Here is an 18,316-nt window from a genome sequence, read left to right as displayed (position 1 = left end):
TTTTTATTTAAGTGATTTAAAGAACGTGTCGGATTCAGAGACCTTATTACAATTTGATCATGTTACTTTGGGTTATGGTCCTAATGTTATCATTTCCGATTTGCATGTTCGTTTACAAAAAGGACAGATTATTGCTTTAATCGGTGGATCTGGCTCGGGCAAAACTACTATTCTTAGAGCTGCTACTGGGCAATTAAAACCACAGGCTGGGCATATTACTCTATTTGGCCAAGACCTTAATAATATTTCTAAAGCCAAACTGGACAAATTACGTCAGCAAATGGGGGTTCTATTTCAACATGGGGCTCTTTTTACAAATCTTAATGTTTACGATAATGTCGCTTTTCCATTAAGAGAGCTTACGAAAGATAACGAAAAAGAGATATTTAAAAAGGTTCTTATGACTTTGGATTCTGTTGGTCTTAAGACTGCAGCACATCTTAAATTATCTGAAATCTCTGGTGGTATGGCTCGCAGGGTTGGACTTGCTCGAGCGATTATTTTAGAGCCTAAAGTAATTCTTTATGACGAACCCTTTGCAGGGTTGGACCCTATATCGCTTGGTATGACGGCTAAGCTTATTCGGGATACAGCGGACCGTTTAAATTGCGGCTCCATACTTATTACTCACGACATTGAGGAGTCATTTGCTATTGTTGATTATGTATATATGATTGGTCAGGGTAGAGTTATAGCTGAAGGTACCCCCGATCAACTACGTGAATCAAGTGATGATTATGTTAATCAATTTTTATATGGCAAACCTGATGGGCCCGTTGTCTTTGAATATCCAATGACAGATAGTTTTGATATGTGGTACAAGTCCAGAGGAGAGAAACTGGGTGTTTAACTTAATTTCTCGATTTGGAGCTTTTATTATCGCAGCCATAAGTGCTGCGGGTGCTTTTGCTAAATTTATGTGGGCCATATTCTTAGGAATAGGCACTAGTATAAGACGACCATCATTAGTTATTGAACAGCTTCATTTTATAGGTAATCACTCTCTAATTATTATTGCTGTTTCTGGGTTGTTTGTAGGCTTTGTGTTAGGTCTTCAAGGCTACCATACCTTATCCATGTATGGATCTGAGTCTTCTTTGGGATTGGTGGTTTCATTGGCACTTACCCGTGAATTAGGACCAGTAATTACTGCTTTGTTGTTCGCTGGACGAGCAGGAACTGCAATAACTGCTGAAATTGGGCTTATGAAATCAGGTGAACAATTAGCCGCAATGGATGTTATGGGTATAAATCCAATTAATCGAATTATTGTGCCTAGATTTTGGGGCGGTACCATTGCCATGCCTATATTGGCTGCTATTTTTTCATCTATTGGTGTAATTGGTGGCTGGGTAGTGGGGGTCGTATTAATTGACGTTGATTCAGGTTCTTTTTGGTCACAGATGCAGTCTGGTACCGATATAGTTCATGACATATTAAATGGTGTTATCAAAAGTTTCGTCTTTGGTGTAGCCGCCATGTTGATTGCTTTATATGAGGGCTGGTATTCAGTTCCAACCCCAGAGGGCGTAGCAAAAGCTACTACTCATACTGTCGTCAAGTCTTCGCTTTGTGTGCTTGGACTTGATTTCTTGCTTACTGCTGTAATGTTTACATAGGTGTTCGGATTATGCACAGCAACAAAACAAATTTTTTAGTTGGATTATTTTTTCTTTTAGGTCTTGTAGCAATAGCATTTTTAGCTCTCAAAGCAGGCAATCTAAATACATACACATTTGAGAAAACTTATCGCATAACTGCAAAATTCGATAATGTGGGCTCTCTTAAAGCAAGAGCAGCAATTCGTAGTAATGGTGTGGTTGTAGGTAGAGTTGATTCGGTAGAATTTGATAATTCTGAATTTAAAGGTGTGGTGTCTTTAGATATTAATCAAAAATATTTGTTTCCTTTAGATACCTCTGCAACAATCATGACATCAGGAATATTAGGAGAGCAATATATTGGTCTTACTCCTGGAGCTGAGGAGAGTAATCTTAAAGAAGGTGATGAGATTATGTACACTCAAAGTGCAATTGTTTTGGAGGAATTGATTAGTAAGTTCCTTTTCTCTACGGCAGAAAAAGAAGGGACTACTAAAGAATGAATAAACATATAATCCGAGCTATCAAATCATTATTTTTAGTCAGCATCTTATCAGCTTGCGTATCTGTACAACATCCTACCAAAGGTGATCCATATGAAAGTATGAATCGCACAATATATAAAGTAAATAAAACAGTGGATGATGCTATTGTACGTCCCGTTGCGGAACTTTATTCTGCAGTTTTGCCTGGTGGAGCTAAGAGGTGTATATCAAATATATTCTCAAATTTAGATGATGTTTGGTCGGGTATAAACAGTTTACTTCAGGGTAGAGGTGTCGATTTCTTCAACACTTTAGGTAGGGTTGTACAAAATTCAACTATGGGTGTTGGTGGATGCTTCGATGTCGCAACTAAGAATGGTGTTCCTAAAATTCCAAACGATTTTGGAACAACACTAGCTGTTTGGGGGTTGGGTGAAGGTCCATATTTATATCTTCCCATTCTAGGACCATCGAATTTAAGAGATGGTGTAGGTCTTTTAGGAGATTCAGTGGGTACCACGTTAGTGTATTCATCACCTTCAGCAATAGAAAATGTTAGGTTGCGCAATACTCTACTAGGGCTTAAATATACAGATATAAGGTATAAGCTTTTGGAAGTTGAAAACATGACTAAAGGTTTGGCTTTAGATGAGTATGCCTTCATTCGTGATGCTTACTTACAAAACCGACGTGCCTTGGTTAGAAGCAAGTTGGAGCCTAATGGTTTATATCAAGAAGAATTGGCTGCTGAAAAAAGGGCAAAACAATCAAAAGTTTTGATTCAGAAAGATAATTTACCTGTGTACGAAGATCCTGAGTCAAACCTCCCTCAATACGATGACCCAGAGAGTGATTTACCTCAGTACGAGGATCCAGAGGCTGCTTCGCCAAGCACTCCCCAGTATGTAGATCCATCAGTTCCTCAATACGAAGATCCTGGTGAATAAGGAATTAATTGAAATATTATTTCTACTTTTAATTCTATAGTGTCTTATTTAATAATTTATTATTAATACATACAACTTATAAACACAGGAGGAGATATGAATAAATTAACTAAAACTCTTTTGGCTAGTTCTCTCTTTGCTTTAACAATAGGCATACAAGCGGCAGAAAATCCAAATGATTTCGTAAAGAAAGTGGCTGAGGATACTATTAAAGTTATTCAAAACGATGCTGCGGCTAAAAGCGGAGATACTGCTGCAATCCAAAAAATCGTAAACGATAAATTAATCCCAGTTTCTAATATACAAAAAACTACTCGTTTAGCTACTGGTCAGCCATGGAGAAAAGCTACTCCTGAGCAAAAATCAGCACTTACAGAGGCTTTTAAGAAAACACTTATTCGTACTTATAGTGGTGCGTTCTCAAAAGTAGACGATTCTACAGAGATTATTATGGAACCTTTTCGCGGTGATCCTAACGCAAATGATGCTGTTGTAAGAACTAAAATCAAAAACAATTCAGGAATAGTTGAAGTTGACTACCGATTAGAAAAATCTGGTGACACTTGGAAGTTCTATGACTTTAATGTAGAGAATATATGGTTGATACAAAACTATAGAAATCAGTTCGCTGGAGAAATCAACAAAGGCGGGATCGATGGCTTGATTCAAGCTCTGGAGAAAAACAATTAGGTTATGTCTGAAGCAGTAAGCATAAAAAATATAACAAAAATTTATGCAAAGAAAACCAGCTTTATCAAAAGCCTTTTAGGCCGACCTGTTGGAGCTGGTTTTCAAGCATTAAAAGAAGTCAGTTTTAATATTAAAGAGGGTGAGTTTTTTGGTTTACTTGGGCCTAATGGTGCAGGTAAAACATCGATTATTTCCATTCTAGCTGGCTTATCAATTCCTACCTCAGGTAGTGCAAAGATTTTTAATTTTGATGTTCAAGATAACTATAAACAAGCTAGAAGGTGTTTAGGAGTCGTACCACAGGAGTTAGTTTTTGACCCTTTTTTTACTGTGATAGAGACTTTAAGAAATCAATCTGGTTTTTATGGGCTATATAAAAATGAGTCTTGGATTGAAGAACTTCTAGAAAAACTAAATCTTACAGATAAAGCTAATACTAATATGCGAGCTTTGTCGGGTGGCATGAAGAGAAGGGTGTTAGTTGCTCAAGCACTAGTTCATAAACCACCAGTAATTATCCTTGATGAACCAACAGCTGGCGTTGACGTTGAACTTCGTCAGAGCCTTTGGAAATTTATCAAAGAATTAAATGCACAGGGACATACTATACTTCTTACTACTCACTACCTTGAAGAAGCTCAAGAGATGTGTGATCGTATTGCCTTTTTAAGCCACGGGAATCTAGTTGCGTTAGACGAAACTTCAAATCTATTAAATTCATTGGGCGTTAACAATCTAGAGAGTGCATTTATGAAGTTAAGTCAATTAGATGATTTTTATGATACTTCCAGAAGAGAGTTGATTTAATGGAAAACCATAGACTGCAATCCAAATTAGAGTTTGGTTCTGGATTTCCCGCACTATTAAGTAAGGAAATTGATAGATTCAAAAAAATTATTTTTCAAACTGTAGCTGCTCCTACTATGACCACAATTTTGTACTTAGTGGTATTTGCTCAAGTATTAAGTGATAGGGTAGCTTATGGCTCAATACCATACGTTAAGTTCTTAACACCAGGACTTATGATGATGTCTATGATGCAAAATGCTTATAGCAATTCAGCTTCTTCGTTTTTGCAGTCTAAAATGAGCGGCAATATTGTATTTATTCTATTGCCACCGATATCGACCTATGAGATGTATTTTGCTTATACATTAGCGGGAGTGGCTCGGGCAATCTTAGTTGGCTTTGTTATTTGGTTGTGCAGTCTTTTATATGCATTAATAATCCCTGAAAATATTTTGTGGCTAATTGTTTTTGCTATTTTATGTAGTGCGACTTTTGCCGCTTTAGGATTACTCAATGGAGTTGTTGCGGATAAATGGGACCAATTAGCAAATTTCCAGACATTTTTAGTAATGCCCATGACATTTTTATCAGGAGTGTTTTATTCAATCCACAGTTTGCCTAATTTTTGGCAGTCTGTATCGTATTACAACCCAGTTTTTTATATGATAGATGGTTTTAGGTATGCCTTTTTTGGTGTCTCCGATGTTTCGCCTTGGCATAGCTTAATAGTGGTACTTGTTTGTTTTATTATTGTTTCCTTAGTTACCATTAGAATCATAAAGACAGGTTACAAACTTCGTTCTTAATTACTATGACGCAATCAAGAGAAGATTTAATTAAAGAGCTCATTGCCACCGAAATACCTTGCGAATTCATTTATGTTGAAGGGGACGGGACTCATTTTTTTGCTACTATCGTGAGTGAAGCTTTTACAGGAAAGCGACTTATACAGCGTCATCAGATGGTTTATGAAATTTTGGGGGATCGTATGAAAGAAGAAATCCACGCCTTATCCATGACTACACTTACACCAGAAGAACACAAGGCCAAGCAGGGATAATGGATAAACTAAAAGTCATAGGCGGCAAACGGCTAGAAGGGTCAATCAAAGTTTCAGGTGCAAAAAATGCGGCTCTACCTATATTATGTGCCACATTACTTACATCAGAGCCAGTAATTCTTAGAAATGTTCCAAAACTAAACGATATCAAAACTTCGATAAAAGTTTTGCAACAGCTCGGAGTTAAAGCTGAGTGGGTTGAGCCAGAAGTTCTGAAATTACAAGCTGACGATATTAAATCCTACGAGGCTCCATATGAATTAGTTAAAACAATGCGTGCTTCAATCTTAGTTTTGGGTCCACTATTAACTAGATTTGGAGAAGCTAAAGTTAGCTTGCCAGGGGGATGTGCAATTGGTCAGAGGCCAGTAGACCAGCATATTAAGGGACTTAAAACCCTATCGGCCGATATTGAAATAGAACATGGGTTTGTTGTTGCAAAAGCCGAACGCTTGAAAGGTGCTTCTATTCGTACAGACATGGTTACAGTTGGTGGAACCGAACAATTTCTTATGGCGGCTTCATTAGCTTCTGGATCTACTGTTTTGGAAAATGCAGCTCAAGAGCCTGAAGTGTACGACCTTGCAGAGATGCTAAATTCTATGGGGGCTAAAATCTCAGGGCATGGAACATCTAGGATCACTATCGAGGGTGTAGAAAAATTGCATGGCACTGATTACAGTATCATGCCTGATAGGATAGAAGCTGGAACCTTTTTATGCTGCGTGGGTGCTACAGGAGGTACATTAGAGTTAACGAATGCATTGCCACATACAATGGATTGCATTCTTGAAAAATTAACTGAAGCAGGGCTAGAAATAGAGGTCAGAGAGAATTCAATCAAAGCTACAATGAACAGAAGACCAAAACCTGTTTCTATAGTTACTAAAGAATATCCAGGCTTTCCAACAGATATGCAAGCACAATTTATGGCAGTAAATGCATTGGCTGACGGGGAGAGCACAATTGATGAACGCATCTTCGAGAATAGATTTATGCATGTGCCAGAATTAAATCGAATGGGTGCGGATATAAATGTTATAGAAAATAAGGCTCAAATACACGGTATTGAGAGACTTCAAGGTGCAAAAGTGATGGCCACTGACCTTAGGGCGTCTGCAAGCCTTATAATAGCAGCACTTGCCGCTGAAGGTGAGACGATAATTGATCGTATTTATCATCTTGACCGCGGTTATTACAAGATAGAAGAAAAGCTCAAAAAAGTTGGTGTAGATATAGAAAGAATCTCCTAAATAAAAGTAATTTGTATGTGGATTATTCCTTCAATTTTTATTCAAGATGGCAAATGTGTCCATGTTAGTTATGGCGATAAGACTAGCTCTACGCCTTTTGATGTAGATCCAGTTGAACAGGCTAAAAAATGGGCCGATCTTGGAGCTGATAGATTGCACATTGTTCAACTTGGTCCCAATGCGGCTTCGCAAAATGCGGCAACATATTCAAAAAACAATGATGTGCTGGGTAAAATTGTAGATGAAGTTAGTCATTACTTGCCACTTCAAATTGCTGGCGGTATTAAAACAATGGCTTCGATTGAATCTTATCTAGATATGGGGTTTGATTATGTAGTTGTTGGATCTGCAGGGGTGAAAGACCCGCATTTTATGAACGATGCTTGTTCAGCTTTTAATGGTCAGGTTATCTTGGGTTTAGATGCACGAGACGGAAAAGTTGTGACGGATAGTTGGTCTAAAGTTACTAAGTTTGATGCCATAAGCATTGCCCAAAGACTTACAGATGAAGGGATTGATTCTATAATCTATACAGATATGGGTCCAAACGGCGATATGACTGAACTTAATTATGAAGCTACGATTAATTTTGCTCAAAATGTGGACGTTCCCGTGTTAGCTTGCGGCGATATAGATCAAGTCAGTAGATTCAAAGAAATTAAAACCTTGGTCGATTACGGAGTAGATGGAATTATTTTAGGGAAATGTCTTGATAAAGGTAACTATAGCCTACAAGATGCTATTGATATAGTAGATTCCATTAACGATTAGGAGATATTTATGGGTGGTTTTAGTATTTGGCACTGGTTAATAGTATTACTTGTAGTGATATTAGTTTTTGGTACTAAGAGACTAAGGAATGCCGGTGAAGATCTTGGTGGAGCAGTTAAGGGATTTAAAAAAGGTATGAAGGATGCTGATACTGATTACGAGGATTCTAAACCTGCAGTTATTCCATCCCCACCAGTTGTGCCATCAGGTGGTTTAGATCAAGATATATCTGTACCTAAACCTACAGTTAAAGACCAAGTTGACTCTGATCAAATCAAAAATCCTTAATGTTTGGATTAAGTTTTAGCGAATTTTTCGTTATTGGGGTGGTCGCCTTATTGGTGTTCGGCCCCGAAAAGCTCCCAAAAGTTGCCAGAAGCATAGGGCACATTACTGGCCGCGTAAATCGATATATGAGCGATTTTAAAAAGGATATGGAGCATGAAATTGATGCAGATGAACTGCGATCTATAAAATCATCATTGACAGATGCTGCCCAAAGTATAAAAACACACGCCACTCAAATCAAAGATGAAGTTCAATCCTCTTTTTCAGAAATATCAAAAAAAGATTTCAGCCAAGAAGAGTTTCCCGACCTTCCTGATGTAATTATCCCTTCTAAGCAAAATAAAGATAATGGCTGAAGTTGAAGAGGGCGGCTTACTTCCGCATTTAATAGAATTACGATCTAGACTCTTGAAATCAATCGCTGCACTAGTGGTAGTGTTTTTAGTCCTATGCATTTATCCAGGGCCTAATGAAATTTATGATTTGCTCGCTCATCCACTAATAGCAAGTTTGCCAGCGGGAGATCGTATGATCTCTTTAGGAGTAATAACACCTTTTATTGTGCCACTTAAGACCACGCTTTTTGCTGCAATAGTAATTGCAATGCCTTATATTTTGTATCAGGCATGGGCATTTGTAGCTCCAGGGTTATATAGACGGGAGAAATCATTGGCATTGCCACTTATGGTAGGAAGCTACCTGCTTTTTATCGTAGGCATGTGTTTTTGTTATTTTTTTGTGTTTCGTCTTGTATTTCGATTCATAATATCAGTAGCCCCTGACAGCATTCAGTTTGCCCCTGATATTGAAGCGTATATTGATTTTGTGACCACTATGTTTCTAGCGTTTGGAATTACATTTGAGGTGCCAGTTGTCGTTATATTATTAGTCTTTAGTGGTATAGCTAGTGTAGAAAAATTAAAGCAAGCTAGGAGCTATGTGATTGTTGGTTCCTTTATAGTAGCGGCTATTTTGACGCCTCCTGACATAATAAGTCAGGTCTTGATGGCCGTTCCATTGATATTATTATTTGAGATAGGCCTTAGGGTGGCAATGTTCTATTCACGCGACTCTAAAACTATTTCCAAATCTTCAGAATGACCATTCCGGTAGATTTTTAATTTGATGGCGGTACCTGGTTTTTGAGCTGCGATATCAATCATCAGATGGTCTACACTAATTACTTTTTCGCCATTGAATTCTGTGATTACATCACCGTTTTTTAGATGTGCTTTTTCTGCAGGGCTATTTTTTGCTATTGATACGATTACGACTCCCGTAGTGTCGGAGAGTTTAAGAGTTTTCGCAACTTCGCTTGTTACTAACTGTGCTTCAATTCCGAGCCAACCTCTAGTAACACGGCCATCGGTAATTATCTGATTTAGGATTTTTAAAGCAGTGTCCGCTGGAGTCGCAAATCCAATTCCTAATGAACCTCCATAGTCGTCATCCGCATAAATCGCAGTATTTATACCAACTAATTTACCGTTAACATTAATCAGTGCACCACCCGAATTCCCTGGGTTAATCGATGCGTCCGTCTGGATAAAATTCTCGTATGTATTTATCCCAAGACCAGATCTTCCAATAGCAGAAACAATGCCCATAGTCGTAGTCTGTCCTACGCCAAAAGGGTTACCTATAGCAAGAACAACATCTCCCACATTAAGAGATTGAGAGTTTTCATAAGTAATTGGGACTAAATCTGGTACATCAATCTTAATTACAGCTAAATCAGTATCTGGATCAGCACCTATGAATTTAGCCTTAAATTTTCGCCCATCGTAAAGTGCTACCTCGATAGAATCCGCCGCTTCGACTACGTGGTAATTTGTGAGAATGTACCCTTCTGCATTTGCAATCACACCAGAACCTAAATCTGTCGGTTCATTTAGCTTTTTGTTGTATTGTTCGATAATGAACGGGCGCAGTGATGGCACATCTCGAAGCCCCTTAAATGGGGAGGCAATGATTTTGGTTGTGTATATGCTAACTACGGATGGAGAAGCTAAGGCTACAGCATCCGCATAAGATGTAATGATAGTGGTTGTCAATGTATGTTTGACCTCTCCACTAGGCTTATATTGAAGGCCAAGATTAGCCTTTGGAGCTTCAAGCTGTTGAATTTTTACGGTGGCCGTCGGTCTTTGAGGTTCTGACAAATGCGGGTTAGTCTGAGTAAAATAACCCCTTATGTAGTCAGGCTTTAGAATACCTAACACGCATAAAACTAATAGACAAATAGCACAAAGATTTGCAAAAATAGTCCAAATTAATCTCATAGGTGTAATAATGAGCGGTATCAAATTACAAGAACTTCAAGAGTGGCTAGATTGCACTCTTAAACCCAATATGTTTAATGATTATGCCCCTAATGGACTACAGCTTCAAGGGAAATCAAAAATAAACAAAATTGTACTAGGGGTTACAGCTTCAGAAGCTTTGATACAGCAAGCCATTCAAAAAAATGCGGATGCAATAATTGTACATCATGGATGGTTTTGGAAAAATGAAGATTTACAAATTGTTGATATTAAGTACAAACGCATTGCCACCGCAATAAAAGGCAATCTGAATGTGTTCGGATATCATTTGCCGCTCGATGCACATATTGAGTATGGAAATAATGCACAGCTTGCACGCGTTCTTGATTTTCAAGTAAATATGATAGAGAGGGAGGGTGAGCTCAAACCTGAGACCTACGGGAAGTATGGCTTAATTTGGTTTGGCCGTCCTGCACAGCAAATTAAAACTCTAGGTGATTTGTGTGCATTGATTGAACAAAAGCTCGATAGAACCCCGCTTTTAGTTGGCAATGCCTCCGCACCTATCCACCGTATCGCTTGGTGCACTGGTGGTGCTCAAGGATACTTTAAGGATGCGATTGATCAGGGAGCGGATGTTTATATCACTGGGGAAGCATCTGAAAAATGCTATCACGAAGCTTTGGAATCTGGTGTGGGGTTTATAGCTGCAGGTCATCATGCAACTGAAAGGTATGGTGTTCAAGCTTTGGGATCAGCACTAAAAGATCAATTCCCTCAGCTTGAGATTGAGTATGTGGAACTTAATAATCCGATTTAATTAAATTTTTCTTGTTTTTAATTCGTCACGAATTTCTCTTAAAAGCACAACCTCTGCAGGGTCTGCTGCTGGTGCTGCTGCTTCCTCTTCATAAACTCTTGATTTAATTTTATTGATTGTTCTTACAAGCATAAACACTACGAATGCCATTAGTAAGAAATTTATAACTACAGTTAAAAAGCTACCCCAGCTTAAAACGTTTGCTCCTGCTTCTTGAAGTGCAGCTAATGTCTCTGGTCCAGTATAGTTATCTGGCTTAGAAAGAATTAAAAATTTGTGAGAGAAATCAACATCACCACCTAAGATAAAGCTGATTAAGGGCATGATAATATCTTTAACTAAAGAGTCAATGATTTTGCCGAATGCGGCCCCGATGATTACACCTACGGCCAAATCCACCATATTACCTTTTATAGCGAATTCCCTAAATTCCTTAAAAAACGACATAATTCCCTCCGATACGATGTCATGAAAAAGGTTATTATCATAAACGAATTTTTTTGTAATATGCAATCTCATAGGGTTATAATTGGGGCGGAATAATTTTTAAACTTGGCAATACCAATAAGGATATACAATGAGTCAAGATTCACACAATTTAGTTCAAAGCGAGAGCTTGTCATTTCCTGAGCAATTGCCAGATGACCCTTCTCGACGTATGTTATTAGGGACAGCCTGTGCGATCGGAGGCGTAGCTACATTGGCTACGCTTGTTCCATTTGTTGCCTCTATGACTCCTTCGGACAGAGCAAGGGCTGCAGGGGCTCCAGTTGAAGTTGATATAAGCCAAATCGCACCAGGTACTATGATTGCAGTGGAGTGGCAGGGTAAACCTGTTTGGATTCTTCATCGCACTCCTGAAATGATTGAGTCATTGAAGGCTACTGAGGATTTAGTAGCAGACCCTAAATCAGAAAGACCTGGATACACTCCAGAATATGCAAAAAATCAATATCGTTCTCGCAAAGATCAGTGGTTTGTTTGCGTCGGTATCTGTACTCACTTAGGTTGTTCACCATCTTCGCGTCTTAAAGACGGAAATGCTGAAGGCATGTCTTCAGACTGGAAGGGTGGTTATCTATGCCCTTGTCATGGTTCTCATTTTGACTTGGCTGGACGTGTATTTAAAAATCAACCAGCTCCAGATAATCTTCTAGTTCCGCCTTACTACTTCGTGGACGATACTCATATATTAATCGGCCAAGAAGCTGCGGCCTAATCTATAATCAGGAGTTAAATAATGGCTAAAGATAAAGTTGTAGAAACGACAGGATTTTTAGGTTGGGTTGATCGTAGATTTCCTCTTACAAGCCTGTGGAATGACCACATGGCTAAGTACTATGCACCTAAAAACTTCAATTTTTGGTACTTCTTCGGTTCTCTTGCAATCCTAGTACTAGTTATACAGATTGTGACTGGTATTTTTATGGTTATGCATTACAAACCAGATGCAAATGAAGCTTTTGCATCAGTCGAATATATTATGCGTGAAGTGCCATATGGTTGGATTATTCGCTATATGCACTCCACAGGTGCGTCTATGTTCTTTGTGGTTGTATACCTTCATATGCTAAGAGGTATGTTCTACGGTTCATATCGTAAACCACGTGAACTAGTTTGGATCTTCGGTGTTATGATTTTCCTTTGCTTGATGGCTGAAGCATTTTTTGGCTATCTATTACCTTGGGGACAGATGTCATTCTGGGGTGCACAGGTGATTGTTAACCTCTTCTCTGCTATTCCTTTCGTTGGTGAGACTTTATCTGTTTGGATTCGCGGTGATTTTGTTGTGTCAGATGCGACATTAAACAGATTCTTTGCATTTCACGTTGTAGCAATTCCGCTAGTTTTAATCGGCTTAGTAGCAGCTCATATTATTGCTCTTCATGAGGTTGGTTCTAATAACCCCGATGGAGTTGAAATTAAAAACTACAAAGACAAAAATGGTATTCCTCTAGACGGTATCCCATTCCACCCATACTATACAGTTCATGATATTTTGGGAGTGGCTGTGTTCCTATTAGTTTTTGCTGCCATTATGTTCTTTGCACCAACTATGGGTGGATATTTCTTAGAATCCAATAATTTCTTACCAGCTGATCCACTACAAACACCACCACATATTGCACCCGTTTGGTACTTCACGCCTTTCTATTCTATGTTGCGTGCAACTACCGATGACTTTACATGGGTGTTAGCTGGATTTGCTGTTATTTTTGCTCTTGGAATTTTACTAAGTAAAAATATCAAAGGTTTGTGGAAAATTATTTGGTTTGTAGTGCTCGTGGGCATTGCCATCCTACTTCGTGTTTTTGATGCGAAATTCTGGGGCGTGATTGTTATGGGTGGTACCGTTGTTATGCTTGGCTTCTTGCCATGGCTAGATCAGTCACCAGTAAAATCTATTCGTTACCGTCCTGGTTGGCATAAGCTTCTATATGCTATTTTCTGCATTAATTTTATCGTTCTTGGAGTTTGCGGTACTAAATCTCCTGATGATTTAATTAACATTATCAGCCAAGTTGGTACTGTTATTTATCTAGCTTTCTTCTTCTTTATGCCTATTTGGAGCCGAATTGGACCATTTAAGCAAGTTCCAGAAAGAATCACTTATAAACCGCACTAATAAAGAGGATATACAAGATGTTTAAAAAATTTCTAGTTTCATTACTTTTATTAGTTGCTTCAGTTAGTGGTACTTCTTTCGCTTCTGAAGGTGGGGTTCATTGGGATGAAGCTCCAATAAATTTACGCGATAAAGCTTCTTTGCAAAATGGAGCTAAGCTATTCGTAAATTACTGTATGAACTGTCATAGTGCAAATTTAGTGCGCTATAGTCATCTTCAAGAGCTTGGTTTGACAGAAAAACAGATCGAAGAAAATCTATTATTTACAGGTAAAAAAGTAGGCGATAAGATGACCATCGCTATGGACCGTAAGGATGCGAAACTATGGTTCGGTGTGACTCCTCCTGACTTATCTGTAATGGCTCGTGCAAAATCTGCAAACTTAGGTCAGCCAGGCACAGATTATATTTACACATATCTTAGAACCTTCTACCGCGATAAATCTCGTGCTACTGGGTGGAACAATATCGTGTTCCCTAACTCAGCAATGCCTAATCCATTCTGGGAACAGATGAGTCCTGTAGAAGTTACTATCACTGATATTGTTGAGCAAGCTAAAGAAGGTGGTGGTACTGAATGGCACGAAGTGGTTTCTGTGATTGATGAACACGGATATCGTAAACAGGTGAGCGATAAGGTATTGCCAGACTACAAAGGTGTAGCTTCAAGTCACCAAGAAATTAAATACCTTAACCCAGAAAAACAAGCTGAGTTCGATAAAGATGTGGCAGATTTAACAGCCTTTTTAGGTTGGATGTCTGAACCTCATCAAGAGTTCCGTAAAACTTTAGGTTTGTGGGTTATGCTATTCTTAGCTATCTTCTTTGTGTTTGCATGGCAGCTAAATAAAGCTTACTGGAAGCACGTAAAATAACAATAAATTTAGAGGTAACTTATGATCGTTTTATTTTCTGGAAATACTTGTCCTTTCTCTCAAAGATGCCGTTTTGTGCTTTATGAAAAAGGCATGGATTTTGAGGTTAAGGATATAGATTTGTTCAATAAGCCAGAAGATATTGCACTCATGAATCCTTATGGCACATTGCCAATCTTAGTTGAAAGAGACCTAGTTCTATATGAGTCTAATATCATAAACGAGTATATCGATGAACGCTTTCCGCATCCTCAATTGATGCCAGGTGAGCCTATTATGAGAGCTAGAACTAGGTTGTTTCTTTTTAACTTTGAGCGTGAATTATTTTCTTATGTATCTATCCTAGAGGATCGCAGTAAGAAAAATAATGAGGAAGAGTTAAAAGAAGCTCGTAATATTATTCGAGATAGACTTACTCAAATCTCTCAAGTAATGTCTAAAAATAAATATATGCTTGGAGATGAATTTTCTATGCTTGATGTGGCTATTTCTCCTTTGCTTTGGAGGCTTGATCACTACGGTATCGAACTTCCTAAAGCCGCTGCTCCGATTCAAAAATATGCAGAGCGTATCTTCTCTAGGCCTGCATTTATTGAAGCATTGACACCATCTGAAAAAGTGATGCGTCGCTAATGTTTCCTTCAACTGCAAAAGGGTATGTGGTTCGTGCATTGCATGAGTGGTGCACTGATATGGGCTACGACCCTTATATTCTCGTTCATACCGATAAGAACTGTAATGTCCCTAAGCAGTTTGTTCAAGATGGGCTTATAACCTTTAATGTAGGCTACGAGTCCGTTAAAGATTTGCTTATCGGGAATGATTGGATTTCTTTCATGGCTCGCTTTAGTGGACAGCCCATGGAAGTCTCATTTCCACTTGCTAGAGTGGCTGCTTTCTATTCTAAGCAAACTCAAGAAGGCCTGATGTTTGAGGTTACTGAGTTTGAAGAGTCTAATGATTCTATGAATTCAGAAAAAGATATGTCATCAAATACAAAATCCGAAAAAGAGGCTGGCTCAGAATCTAAGGATTTTGGTGGTTTTAAAATTATCGATTAATTTTCTTATCCATCGTACCCTTTGAATGGGTCATCTGGAATTTTAGTTGGCGTTGGTTCTTTCCCTTCCGGTAATGCCACCTCAACTGTTTCTTCTCTTTGTTTTTGCTTAGTTTGAGGCATTGGTGCAGTTATACCCTTAGGATCTGGGCCGTATTTATTAGGACCTGGAGTCCCTGCAAAAAAGCATAATGTTATTTGTATAAGTAACTGAACAATAGCTGCCGCTCTAGTTAATGTACCTGGTTCCAGTCCTGAATTTACTTGAGCCTGTATAAAAGCACTGATCAATAAAAAAGGTAATATAAACCAAGCACTTAGATTCATATCGTGAAACCTTCTGGCCATAAGTGAGAGCGAAGGAAATAAAATGAGTATTGAGTAAAGACCTAGCAGTCCTAATCCCACTTCATAGGCTGCGGGTCCAAAAACAACAGAAATAAGAGCTATACCGATAATAATGACTAAATTAATTACGACAAACCAGAAGTATTCTGACCTTCTTGATCGACCTGTGAATTGAAAAAATTTATTCCAAGCCATCAAATAATATTTCATGTTTTATCCCAGTTAGCAGCACTAACTCGATTATATTTCTGTGCAATATTAGTTTACTTTGGTTCGATTTATTTGCTACAAATTGTGTAAAAAGAGACCTTAGAATATTGACATTGAATAAATTTAGCAATTATAATGTTTTTCTTTTGTAGGCCGGCTTAGCTCAGCAGGTAGAGCAGCTGATTTGTAATCAGAAGGTCACGAGTTCGATTCTTGTAGCCGGCACCAATACCTCCTCTGAAAGCGTGTATTTAAGCGGTTATTAGTTTTTTATAAATATCCCATTACTACATACATTTCCCTAATCATTACCCTCTTTTTTACCCCTAAACTCTATAGTGTAGTAAATCTATAAATCTACATAGTTTCTTTAATGATTGAAGTGGATTCAAAAATAAAAACCCGCCTTACAGACGGGTTCATCTAAATAAATGAAATAGATAGAAAGTATTACTTAACTTCAAACACCATAAACAAAGTTCTTTGTTTGTCGCTGAAATTATTATCTGAAACTACTATCAAAGAGCGATTCCCATTTGGCAATGCTTTGCCCCAGCTCATCGCTTCCATGTTATCCATTTTTACGCCTCTATATTGACCTGCCATTTCTAGAAGCACTTCGCGTTTCATAGGATTATATGATGCACCTTCTAAAGCGTTAATATTTCTAACGTTAGTACTGTCGCCAGTAATAGTAGCTTTGACGATACGAATAGTATTGCCCACGCCATCAGCATATGAACGCTCTAAAGCCAAGAATTCATTATTAGAAATTGCAAGCAACTCAGTCAAACCGTTATCCGCAAAGCCACCAGTAGGTGAAGCTGTTGGAATCTTAGGCAATTCATATACATACTGAGCTTCAGGTGCGTTTGTAGTAGGATTAAGTTTAGTTACGCGAATTCTAGAGCCTTTATCCAAAGATGCAGGGCCACCATCTTGATATAGGCCACCCTCAGTTGCTACATAAACTGAACCATCTGGGGTTACAGCTAATGCCTCAAATGAGTTATTGTTTCTTACTCCTGATTTCAAATTATCGTAGTAGTTGTAAGAAGGTGGGATATTGAGTTCACGTACATGAGTTCCATCAGTTTTCATCTCACGCACAAATGGTTGATATCTCTTAGCTGCATCTTGGTCCCAGTTTCCTTCTGATGCCCAGTATAAATTACCGTTTGGTGCAACTCTAATTGCCTCAGGATCCACTGTTTTAGAATCTTTAGGGAAACTAGTTCCGTTCGGTGTTTTCATATTGCGAACTTTGTTGAAAGTGACGCCTTTTATAGAGTTTTGATCAAAATCAATTTTGATATTGTAGAAACGTGGAGTGCCTTTTGCCCCGCCTCTATCATCTGATATAGCCCAATATGTACCGTCTTTAGCCATATCTAATCCAGAGATACCGCCAAACTCAGTTTTATCAAAAACAGTACCAGTCTTAATTTCCATTGCACTTAGTAAATTTACTGAATTAACACCTGTGCTTTGAGCGTGTGCAACTCCAAATGCTAATGTAGAAATTGCGATATTTAAATAGGTGGCAATAAATTTGTTTCTCATAAATTTCTCCTTTAAATGATTTATCTAAGTGTAGATACAAAATATTTCATATCTGTTATATATTTATAAATACATATGTAAGAATGACTATCCATGCGGTTATAAGAGAAGATGAGGGTGGCTAAATTTATCCACCCTGGAAAAATAACTAGTTGACTCGGTTGCAAGAGAATTTGGAAGTCATGCTTTCTCTATAATATCCATCTCTCAAAATCATACAGTGATGAATGAGGTGCGGTAAACCTTCGTGTTCCTCTTTGAAATATTCTAGAATGACTGTACGACCATTATTTTTTACGAATCTTGCCTTAGGATTACCGATTGCTATGCGAATTTGACGCTCAGTATATCCCTTAGGAATTGTGTCAAGATCCTTATGAGGGACTGTTTGGAGCCCTGGATTCTTTTCAGTAGAAAAATGCTCCCTTTCGTATTGAGACAGTGAATCATCTTGCGTAGTCACACAAGCCGCAAGACCAATTCCAATTAGAGAACAAATCAGGATATTTTTCATAGTTTTCTCCTTGCAAATTGATTTACATATTGTAACGCCCCTAGCCCATTGTATCCTGTGCTTAATCTAAAGGTGGCAATGTTTCCGCTAACTAATTGTTACATTTTATGTTTGGGTATATAATAATGATTCTTATTACTATTTTCATTTAC

At 38.2% G+C, this 18,316-nt stretch carries 24 protein-coding genes and 1 tRNA gene; 20 read left to right on the top strand and 5 right to left on the bottom strand.

Annotated features, from left to right (window positions below):
• Positions 1–25 precede the first annotated feature (25 nt).
• From TASI_RS07125 to tatC, 13 genes are all read left to right on the top strand, one after another.
• Positions 26–850 (top strand): ABC transporter ATP-binding protein, encoded by an 825-nt coding sequence (locus tag TASI_RS07125; RefSeq protein ID WP_028884369.1) that lies wholly within the window; start codon positions 26–28, stop codon positions 848–850.
• 37 nt (positions 851–887) lie between these two features.
• Positions 888–1,619, top strand: coding sequence for a lipid asymmetry maintenance ABC transporter permease subunit MlaE (gene mlaE, locus TASI_RS07120; RefSeq protein ID WP_266105244.1), 732 nt, complete (start codon positions 888–890; stop codon positions 1,617–1,619).
• Between the two features lie 11 nt (positions 1,620–1,630).
• A complete protein-coding gene (mlaD, locus tag TASI_RS07115) occupies positions 1,631–2,104 on the top strand; it encodes an outer membrane lipid asymmetry maintenance protein MlaD (protein ID WP_014112088.1) in 474 nt (157 codons plus the stop codon).
• Positions 2,101–3,033, top strand: a complete 933-nt coding sequence (locus TASI_RS07110; RefSeq protein ID WP_028884371.1) for an MlaA family lipoprotein — start codon at positions 2,101–2,103, stop codon at positions 3,031–3,033. The genes mlaD and TASI_RS07110 overlap by 4 nt, the downstream gene beginning before the upstream one ends.
• Positions 3,034–3,129: 96 nt before the next feature.
• A complete protein-coding gene (locus tag TASI_RS07105) occupies positions 3,130–3,723 on the top strand; it encodes an MlaC/ttg2D family ABC transporter substrate-binding protein (protein ID WP_014112086.1) in 594 nt (197 codons plus the stop codon).
• A 3-nt stretch (positions 3,724–3,726) separates the two neighbouring features.
• Entirely contained in the window at positions 3,727–4,530 is an 804-nt protein-coding gene (locus TASI_RS07100; protein ID WP_014112085.1) for an ABC transporter ATP-binding protein, read from the top strand.
• Positions 4,530–5,318 (top strand): ABC transporter permease, encoded by a 789-nt coding sequence (locus tag TASI_RS07095; protein WP_014112084.1) that lies wholly within the window; start codon positions 4,530–4,532, stop codon positions 5,316–5,318. Before TASI_RS07100 ends, TASI_RS07095 begins: the two co-directional genes overlap by 1 nt.
• A gap of 5 nt (positions 5,319–5,323) precedes the next feature.
• Positions 5,324–5,572: a BolA family protein gene (locus tag TASI_RS07090; RefSeq protein ID WP_014112083.1), complete on the top strand. Its 249-nt coding sequence runs from the start codon at positions 5,324–5,326 to the stop codon at positions 5,570–5,572.
• Positions 5,572–6,825, top strand: a complete 1,254-nt coding sequence (gene murA, locus TASI_RS07085) for a UDP-N-acetylglucosamine 1-carboxyvinyltransferase (protein WP_014112082.1) — start codon at positions 5,572–5,574, stop codon at positions 6,823–6,825. The genes TASI_RS07090 and murA overlap by 1 nt, the downstream gene beginning before the upstream one ends.
• A gap of 15 nt (positions 6,826–6,840) precedes the next feature.
• A complete protein-coding gene (locus TASI_RS07080; RefSeq protein ID WP_014112081.1) occupies positions 6,841–7,596 on the top strand; it encodes a 1-(5-phosphoribosyl)-5-[(5-phosphoribosylamino)methylideneamino]imidazole-4-carboxamide isomerase in 756 nt (251 codons plus the stop codon).
• A 9-nt stretch (positions 7,597–7,605) separates the two neighbouring features.
• A complete protein-coding gene (tatA, locus tag TASI_RS07075; RefSeq protein WP_014112080.1) occupies positions 7,606–7,884 on the top strand; it encodes a Sec-independent protein translocase subunit TatA in 279 nt (92 codons plus the stop codon).
• The gene (tatB, locus tag TASI_RS07070; RefSeq protein WP_014112079.1) at positions 7,884–8,240 is read left to right on the top strand and encodes a Sec-independent protein translocase protein TatB; all 357 of its coding nucleotides are present in this window, start codon (positions 7,884–7,886) and stop codon (positions 8,238–8,240) included. Before tatA ends, tatB begins: the two co-directional genes overlap by 1 nt.
• Positions 8,233–8,985 carry a twin-arginine translocase subunit TatC gene (tatC, locus tag TASI_RS07065; protein WP_014112078.1) on the top strand — a complete coding sequence of 251 codons (753 nt, stop codon included), beginning with the start codon at positions 8,233–8,235 and terminating at the stop codon, positions 8,983–8,985. The genes tatB and tatC overlap by 8 nt, the downstream gene beginning before the upstream one ends.
• Here tatC and TASI_RS07060 read toward each other — a convergent pair.
• A complete protein-coding gene (locus tag TASI_RS07060) occupies positions 8,943–10,166 on the bottom strand; it encodes a S1C family serine protease (RefSeq protein ID WP_044978163.1) in 1,224 nt (407 codons plus the stop codon). The two genes, tatC and TASI_RS07060, sit on opposite strands and share 43 nt — an antisense overlap.
• Positions 10,167–10,176: 10 nt before the next feature.
• Between TASI_RS07060 and TASI_RS07055 the strand changes: the two genes are divergently transcribed.
• Entirely contained in the window at positions 10,177–10,968 is a 792-nt protein-coding gene (locus TASI_RS07055) for a Nif3-like dinuclear metal center hexameric protein (RefSeq protein WP_014112076.1), read from the top strand.
• Here TASI_RS07055 and mscL read toward each other — a convergent pair whose 3' ends face one another.
• Positions 10,969–11,415, bottom strand: coding sequence for a large conductance mechanosensitive channel protein MscL (gene mscL, locus TASI_RS07050; RefSeq protein ID WP_014112075.1), 447 nt, complete (start codon positions 11,413–11,415; stop codon positions 10,969–10,971).
• 130 nt (positions 11,416–11,545) lie between these two features.
• On the opposite strand from mscL, the gene petA reads away from it, so the two are divergent.
• The 5 genes from petA to TASI_RS07025 are packed head-to-tail and all read left to right on the top strand — an operon-like array spanning position 11,546 to position 15,530.
• Positions 11,546–12,187 (top strand): ubiquinol-cytochrome c reductase iron-sulfur subunit, encoded by a 642-nt coding sequence (gene petA, locus TASI_RS07045; RefSeq protein WP_014112074.1) that lies wholly within the window; start codon positions 11,546–11,548, stop codon positions 12,185–12,187.
• A 21-nt stretch (positions 12,188–12,208) separates the two neighbouring features.
• Positions 12,209–13,594 (top strand): cytochrome b, encoded by a 1,386-nt coding sequence (locus tag TASI_RS07040; protein ID WP_014112073.1) that lies wholly within the window; start codon positions 12,209–12,211, stop codon positions 13,592–13,594.
• A gap of 17 nt (positions 13,595–13,611) precedes the next feature.
• A complete protein-coding gene (locus TASI_RS07035; RefSeq protein WP_014112072.1) occupies positions 13,612–14,469 on the top strand; it encodes a cytochrome c1 in 858 nt (285 codons plus the stop codon).
• Between the two features lie 21 nt (positions 14,470–14,490).
• A complete protein-coding gene (locus tag TASI_RS07030) occupies positions 14,491–15,102 on the top strand; it encodes a glutathione S-transferase N-terminal domain-containing protein (protein WP_014112071.1) in 612 nt (203 codons plus the stop codon).
• A complete protein-coding gene (locus TASI_RS07025) occupies positions 15,102–15,530 on the top strand; it encodes a stringent starvation protein B (protein ID WP_014112070.1) in 429 nt (142 codons plus the stop codon). Before TASI_RS07030 ends, TASI_RS07025 begins: the two co-directional genes overlap by 1 nt.
• Before the next feature lie 5 nt (positions 15,531–15,535).
• Here TASI_RS07025 and TASI_RS07020 read toward each other — a convergent pair whose 3' ends face one another.
• A complete protein-coding gene (locus tag TASI_RS07020) occupies positions 15,536–16,087 on the bottom strand; it encodes a DUF805 domain-containing protein (RefSeq protein WP_014112069.1) in 552 nt (183 codons plus the stop codon).
• A gap of 152 nt (positions 16,088–16,239) precedes the next feature.
• Here TASI_RS07020 and TASI_RS07015 point away from each other — a divergent pair.
• Positions 16,240–16,315, top strand: a tRNA-Thr gene (locus tag TASI_RS07015).
• Positions 16,316–16,537: 222 nt separating this feature from the next.
• Here the strand turns inward: TASI_RS07015 and TASI_RS07010 are convergent.
• Positions 16,538–17,650, bottom strand: coding sequence for an esterase-like activity of phytase family protein (locus tag TASI_RS07010; RefSeq protein ID WP_014112068.1), 1,113 nt, complete (start codon positions 17,648–17,650; stop codon positions 16,538–16,540).
• A 148-nt stretch (positions 17,651–17,798) separates the two neighbouring features.
• Positions 17,799–18,164, bottom strand: a complete 366-nt coding sequence (locus TASI_RS07005) for a hypothetical protein (RefSeq protein WP_028884382.1) — start codon at positions 18,162–18,164, stop codon at positions 17,799–17,801.
• Positions 18,165–18,316: the final 152 nt, after the last annotated feature.

The sequence above is a fragment of the Taylorella asinigenitalis MCE3 genome (assembly GCF_000226625.1).
Classification (GTDB): Bacteria; Pseudomonadota; Gammaproteobacteria; order Burkholderiales; family Burkholderiaceae_B; genus Taylorella; species Taylorella asinigenitalis.
The sequence above is the reverse complement of the archived record's forward strand: the minus strand, read 5'-3'. Positions and strand labels throughout refer to the sequence as shown.

Bases quoted from the DNA above. Each gene is read 5' to 3' on its own strand.
- mlaD (WP_014112088.1), top strand. From the start codon at position 1,631: ATGCACAGCAACAAAACAAATTTTTTAGTTGGATTATTTTTTCTTTTA.
- TASI_RS07110 (WP_028884371.1), top strand. From the start codon at position 2,101: ATGAATAAACATATAATCCGAGCTATCAAATCATTATTTTTAGTCAGC.
- TASI_RS07105 (WP_014112086.1), top strand. From the start codon at position 3,130: ATGAATAAATTAACTAAAACTCTTTTGGCTAGTTCTCTCTTTGCTTTA.
- TASI_RS07100 (WP_014112085.1), top strand. From the start codon at position 3,727: ATGTCTGAAGCAGTAAGCATAAAAAATATAACAAAAATTTATGCAAAG.
- TASI_RS07095 (WP_014112084.1), top strand. From the start codon at position 4,530: ATGGAAAACCATAGACTGCAATCCAAATTAGAGTTTGGTTCTGGATTT.
- TASI_RS07090 (WP_014112083.1), top strand. From the start codon at position 5,324: ATGACGCAATCAAGAGAAGATTTAATTAAAGAGCTCATTGCCACCGAA.
- murA (WP_014112082.1), top strand. From the start codon at position 5,572: ATGGATAAACTAAAAGTCATAGGCGGCAAACGGCTAGAAGGGTCAATC.
- TASI_RS07080 (WP_014112081.1), top strand. From the start codon at position 6,841: ATGTGGATTATTCCTTCAATTTTTATTCAAGATGGCAAATGTGTCCAT.
- tatA (WP_014112080.1), top strand. From the start codon at position 7,606: ATGGGTGGTTTTAGTATTTGGCACTGGTTAATAGTATTACTTGTAGTG.
- tatB (WP_014112079.1), top strand. From the start codon at position 7,884: ATGTTTGGATTAAGTTTTAGCGAATTTTTCGTTATTGGGGTGGTCGCC.
- tatC (WP_014112078.1), top strand. From the start codon at position 8,233: ATGGCTGAAGTTGAAGAGGGCGGCTTACTTCCGCATTTAATAGAATTA.
- TASI_RS07060 (WP_044978163.1), bottom strand. From the start codon at position 10,166: ATGAGATTAATTTGGACTATTTTTGCAAATCTTTGTGCTATTTGTCTA.
- TASI_RS07055 (WP_014112076.1), top strand. From the start codon at position 10,177: ATGAGCGGTATCAAATTACAAGAACTTCAAGAGTGGCTAGATTGCACT.
- mscL (WP_014112075.1), bottom strand. From the start codon at position 11,415: ATGTCGTTTTTTAAGGAATTTAGGGAATTCGCTATAAAAGGTAATATG.
- petA (WP_014112074.1), top strand. From the start codon at position 11,546: ATGAGTCAAGATTCACACAATTTAGTTCAAAGCGAGAGCTTGTCATTT.
- TASI_RS07040 (WP_014112073.1), top strand. From the start codon at position 12,209: ATGGCTAAAGATAAAGTTGTAGAAACGACAGGATTTTTAGGTTGGGTT.
- TASI_RS07035 (WP_014112072.1), top strand. From the start codon at position 13,612: ATGTTTAAAAAATTTCTAGTTTCATTACTTTTATTAGTTGCTTCAGTT.
- TASI_RS07030 (WP_014112071.1), top strand. From the start codon at position 14,491: ATGATCGTTTTATTTTCTGGAAATACTTGTCCTTTCTCTCAAAGATGC.
- TASI_RS07025 (WP_014112070.1), top strand. From the start codon at position 15,102: ATGTTTCCTTCAACTGCAAAAGGGTATGTGGTTCGTGCATTGCATGAG.
- TASI_RS07020 (WP_014112069.1), bottom strand. From the start codon at position 16,087: ATGAAATATTATTTGATGGCTTGGAATAAATTTTTTCAATTCACAGGT.
- TASI_RS07010 (WP_014112068.1), bottom strand. From the start codon at position 17,650: ATGAGAAACAAATTTATTGCCACCTATTTAAATATCGCAATTTCTACA.
- TASI_RS07005 (WP_028884382.1), bottom strand. From the start codon at position 18,164: ATGAAAAATATCCTGATTTGTTCTCTAATTGGAATTGGTCTTGCGGCT.